Here is a 5,301-nt window from a genome sequence, read left to right on the forward strand (position 1 = left end):
TCTTTTAATTGCTTTACATTTTCTTGATTTGTTTGAACAGAAGTCTTTAATCGCTTAATTCCATTCAGTAACATCGGCTTATTATGTCCTTTAATTGCTTCATCAAGGATTTGGTAGTATTGTTGATATCTTTTATTATAATCCTCTACGTTCTGCGTTAATTTATACGACATGGGACTAAGTTCATTCAACCAATTTAATAAATAATCACGTGTTAATTGCTGATCATACTTAATAGCATCTCCTACTGTATTGAATTGAGATAACTTATCTGCAGGCATTGGAATCGAGATACCTTCAAGTTTTAGCTCTTTTTGCATCATAATTGTAGCTGCATGTATATTTAATTTAGCTATATTACTATATACATCTGTCAATGCTGCAGATAGGTCTTGTGGTCCTAAAGTACTTTCAGTCATATTCAACTGTATGTTCTTTGATTCCTCATGCTTTATTTTTTCATCAGCAAAACTGTGAGTAGGAGCTACCATACTAGCCGTTGACATTGTTAATAATGATGATAAAATTAGGTGTTTTGTTAAATTTTTTTTCATTAAACTCTCTCCTATACAATTAAAATAATATATTATAATTAACAGTTTTTAATCACGCTTTTATTTATACAGTTTTTAATATGAGCCAATATAGGATTTTTAGAGGGAAGTATCCACTTTATTTCACAATTTATACTCACATAAAATATAATGGATAATAAAAAAATTATATGGTATACATAACTTCTAAATATTTGGCATCAAACAGGAATAATGATGACATTTCTACTAAAGTCATAGAAATGTCATCATTATTCCTATGTTTCATAGTATAATGTTTTTATATTCAAATAATCATGAACCCTTGATTTCTTTTTGTATTCCCGCCCATTGATCTTTTGCCGTCTCTAAATCTTTTTCAACAAATATCCAAAATGTCTCGTCTATATCCTTACTGTTCTCTATTTGATTAATTAAACCATCAAATTGATTAATTATGTTAGTCCATTGCTTTGTAACATCCTCAAGAGCACTTTGTGCGTTCTGAATTTCGCTAGATATCTTTTTCAAACTTTTAGATGCTACAGTTAAATTTTCCAATTCTTTATGTTTTTTGTTATCATTTTGCAGTTGGACTAATTCTTCTTCAGCTTCTTTAACTTGTTTCATATCCGCTATTGAATCATAAGCATTCACACCACTTGCCACCTTCAGAAATGATACAAATCCTCCCCATGCTCCATCGGGATTATCCCAGATATTTGTAAAACGTTTCTCCATTCTATCTAACTGACCATCAACACAATTATGAAGCATCTCAATTTTTTTGTTGAGTTGCTCAATTTCCTTAGCTTTTGCTGATACTTCATCGTTTAATGTTGCAATGTGACTTTTGTAATTTCTCTCATCCGTATATAGATCATTTTGATATTTATCAACTTGATTTTTTAATTCCTGTGAGCCCTCTCGATTACTTGTCAGTTTCTTTTTTAATTTCTCAAGACCAGCAAGCAGTTGTTGTTTATCATGCTTTTTAGCTGCCTGGATTAAAACTTCATGGTAATTTTGATATTGAGTATTATAATCAATGATTCCTTGAGCCTGCTTTAAAGCCATTGGTACAATATTTTGCAACCAATTTTTGGAATTTCCCCTAGCTAACTCTTGGTCGTGAACAATGCTTCCTTCAATTTTTTTATCAAAATCTTCTAAACTCACATCCGTTTGTTGAGAAATTACTCTTGCATGAATACTTACTTTTGCTATATTAGTATATGCCTTCCCTAATTTTTGAGCTAACTCATTTGGCCCTAGAGTAGGTTCTTTATTAGGTTCTTTTGTATTTTGTGAATTTTCTTGTGTTGTTTTTTCACTCGCAAAACTATAAATCGGTGCTACCATATTAGAGGTTGAAACTACTAATAATGTGGATAATACCAGAGCTTTACTAGATTTTTTTTTCATGTTATTTCCTCCTTTATAAGTCCTCTTTAAAAATTCACCATACCTAAATTCATTTGGGTGTAAGTCATAACGATTTATTGGATGTTTTAAACATCATATGGTGATGTCGAAAATATAAGTGGGACTTATATTGATATCCCATTTATATAATAAGAGATTCTTTAATCTTTTATGATCTCTTTTTTAACCTCAATACCTTTCATTTGGTGCATTAAATCATTTGCATATTTTGCGATATCATCCCATGATTCTTTAGCTATTTTTAAGTTTTCTTTTACTAACTCATAATCTTGCTCTCTTTTATTCTCTCGAATATCTTGAATCAATCCACCGTATTTTGCTTGCATAGAAGACCATTGATTTCTAATAGTCGTAAGGCTCTCAATAGATCTATCTAGTTCTTTAATTAATTGTTTTACATGGCCCTGAGTAGTTGTTAAAGCTTGAACCCCTGCGTTGATTTGCGAGATACGTTTTTCTGCCTCTAAGTATTTAGCATAAGTAGGGCCAAGTTCTTGGCTGTGTTTAATCGTTCCGAATATTCCGTAACTCAAAGCGCCTATTCCAGCTGCCGCTATTACCACTGGAATAGCAAGCGGAAGTGCAAATGCACCCGTTATTATCAGCCCAATGCCTACTCCTGCAAGAACAGTTCCGCCTCCAATACCAAGTCCAGCAGCGATCCACATATCCTTAACGTGCTCATTATATGCATTAAGAAAAGCCTCTTTTTGTAGTTTTAATTGTTCTAATTCTGCGTTATTACCAGTTATTAACATTCTAACTTGCCCTTCATCTGTTCTAAAGTCTGTATCATTTTCATCCAGATTTTTTTTGAATTCCTTTAAAGCCTTAATTACATTTGTTACACTTTGTTCGTTATTGTCCAAATCATTCAATAAGCGTTGTAATCCACTAACTATAGCCTGGTTATTTTTATTAACTTCTTTTCCTTTTAATATTTCATCTACTTGTTGTAATAATGGCTCATGGTAATTTGAAAATTTCGTACTATAATCAATAATTTGTTGATTTGTCTTTTCTATATATGGAGTGAGGTCATTTAACCACCTATTACTATTGTGTTGAGCCGTATTTTGATGCTCATCCAGGTTGTTAAATAATTGGACAAAGTCTTTATATGGCTTCGACTCTTTATCTCCCTTTGTTTCTTTAAATTTCTCTTCTATTGATTTTTGAAAGATTTCTTTCAAACTTGGAACTGCCAAAATAGAGCGTGCAGATGCAGTCATCATAGCTATAGCGCGTTGTTTCTCATTTAACGTACCCTTAAAACCGTTTGCCGCTCCCAAGATATTGTTATTTTCTTGTGTTTTATTTTGAATGGTTTCTTCTTGTGCAAATACTTGAACAGGAATTACATTATTTCCAACAGTAAATGCTAGTAATGTAGATAATGCTATTACTTTGTATGGCTTATTTTTCATTTTTTTGACTCCCTTTAGTTGTATTAGGTGATTTAATTATTTTCATTTAGGATAGATTCAAAAGTAGTTGACTCTTTTTTTACTTTCAGACAAAAGTCTTCTAAATCTCCGAGAAATTTAGAGAGTTTGTTTCTATCTTTTGCTTTCGTATTATCCTGCAATAAAATAAGAAATGATTCCAATTTTTTATAATCCATTTTTAAATCTTCAATTGAACTAATTCTTTCTTCTATCTGTTCCCCAATTTTCTTTAATTGTACATTTTTTAAAGATATATCAGCTATTTGAATGTCGACTCTGTCTAATTCTATAACTTTTTCATATAATTTTTTATTGTTAGAAATTATATTGGATAGGCTTTGTTTCTGCTTTGTACTAGCACTAGCTAGCTTGTCATAACTTTCTTGTATCTTTAGGGCTTTATCCATGTTTACTTTTTCCCAACCATCACCCACAATATCAATAACTTTATCAAAATGACCTTTATCCTGCCCTTTTTCTTTTGTTTTATATGTTTTAATTGCCGAGTCTGAAACTGCCTTCATGGGCTCTTGAATTAAATCGTATACTTGCATCCCTATAGCTATAGCCTGTTCATTTATTGCTCCTGGGAATGCCAAAATAATTTTCAAATCATCATCCATATCTTTTTTTATTTGCTCAATTTCCTTGCTTAACTCTGCACCTTTACCAGTCAATTTATTAATCATTAATGTTGCTGCTGTAAAATCAGAAGAAAGGGACCCTGTATGTTTTTCAAATTTCGTTTGAAATCTTTTGGTTTTTTGAATAATTGAATCTAAGTCACTCTGTCTTTTAACCACTTTATTTTGAAGAACTTCCAATCTTTTTGTTAACTTCGCATCTGTTCCCCTGGTATTATTATTTAAATTGTCCAGGATTTCGTGTATACTATCAGAGTATGTGTCGTAAGTTCGTAAAAACCTTTTATTCTCTTCATTAATTACAATTAATGAAGGATCAATTTCATCAATCCAGTATTTCATATCAGTTTTTATGCTGTCTTGATATTCTTGTAAACTAGGTAAGTTTGTAAGTTCTATATTTGGTGTCTTAAGAAAATTATTTATTGTTTTTTGTGTTTCTTTAAAATTTACAGCCATTTCACTTAGTGATGCGGAAAATTTTAACCCTTCAAAGTTTTGTTTTGATGTTTTTTCATCTGCATAAGCAATATTGTTCACAGCACCATTAAATGGTGCTAAACTTGTGCTTACAAGGGTTACTGCTAATAACCCTGTAATTACTTTTTTTGCATAAAGATCACTCCTATTTTTTTATAAAAACACAAGAAACAAAAAAAGTTTTTTTGGTTTAGGTATTTTAAATATAAGTGCTTTTCTACAAAAAATCACTTATATATTCGACATATTAAATTGAACTCTTTATTTGACGGCTCGAAACACTAAAAACTATTTTGGTTCCTTAGGTTTTTTACGATTTTATTCTACCAAATTTCTAAAAAAAATACTAGGGGTACCGCCACATCGCTATCAAGCTAAGAAAAGTAAATACCCCCAGAACGAAATTTTGTGCTAACTTGTAGCAAAAAAGCTCATTTTTTTATTTTGGGGTAATTCGGAATTCTTAAGTTGATGGACATGTGGCGGTACCCCACATCCATCAACTTAAGGTATATTTTTATACAAAATGCGGTCTTTCTATATAGTTTTTTATTATCTTTTATAGATTTTATAAAAGTAGGCATATCAAATAAACCCTGACGGGCTTCAATTTTTTTACTATGCTACCTGATGAGTAGAAGTGGTATACTCATAAACAACACCCAAAATATCAAAGACTGTCTTTTTCTCATATCGATGAGATTTTCGTCCGTTGTGCTGTAGGAGGTTAAACAGACGAAGGAGAACCTT

4 protein-coding genes are annotated in these 5,301 nt (G+C 31.2%); all 4 read right to left on the reverse strand.

Annotation, left to right across the window (positions count from 1 at the left end; genetic code table 11):
* A partial coding sequence (locus ATL10_RS30160; protein WP_181419367.1) for an HBL/NHE enterotoxin family protein occupies nt 1-506 on the reverse strand: 506 nt, incomplete at its 3' end.
* Between the two features lie 342 nt (nt 507-848).
* Nucleotides 849-1,958: a ClyA family alpha-helical pore-forming toxin gene (locus tag ATL10_RS30165; protein ID WP_110498282.1), complete on the reverse strand. Its 1,110-nt coding sequence runs from the start codon at nt 1,956-1,958 to the stop codon at nt 849-851.
* A gap of 161 nt (nt 1,959-2,119) precedes the next feature.
* Entirely contained in the window at nt 2,120-3,406 is a 1,287-nt protein-coding gene (locus ATL10_RS30170) for a ClyA family alpha-helical pore-forming toxin (RefSeq protein ID WP_110498284.1), read from the reverse strand.
* A gap of 32 nt (nt 3,407-3,438) precedes the next feature.
* The gene (locus tag ATL10_RS30175; RefSeq protein ID WP_110498286.1) at nt 3,439-4,611 is read right to left on the reverse strand and encodes an HBL/NHE enterotoxin family protein; all 1,173 of its coding nucleotides are present in this window, start codon (nt 4,609-4,611) and stop codon (nt 3,439-3,441) included.
* Nucleotides 4,612-5,301 lie beyond the last annotated feature (690 nt).

The sequence above is a fragment of the Bacillus sp. 196mf genome (assembly GCF_003217275.1).
GTDB lineage: Bacteria > Bacillota > Bacilli > Bacillales > Bacillaceae_G > Bacillus_A > Bacillus_A thuringiensis_S.

Bases quoted from the DNA above. Each gene is read 5' to 3' on its own strand.
- ATL10_RS30165 (WP_110498282.1), bottom strand. From the start codon at position 1,958: ATGAAAAAAAAATCTAGTAAAGCTCTGGTATTATCCACATTATTAGTA.
- ATL10_RS30170 (WP_110498284.1), bottom strand. From the start codon at position 3,406: ATGAAAAATAAGCCATACAAAGTAATAGCATTATCTACATTACTAGCA.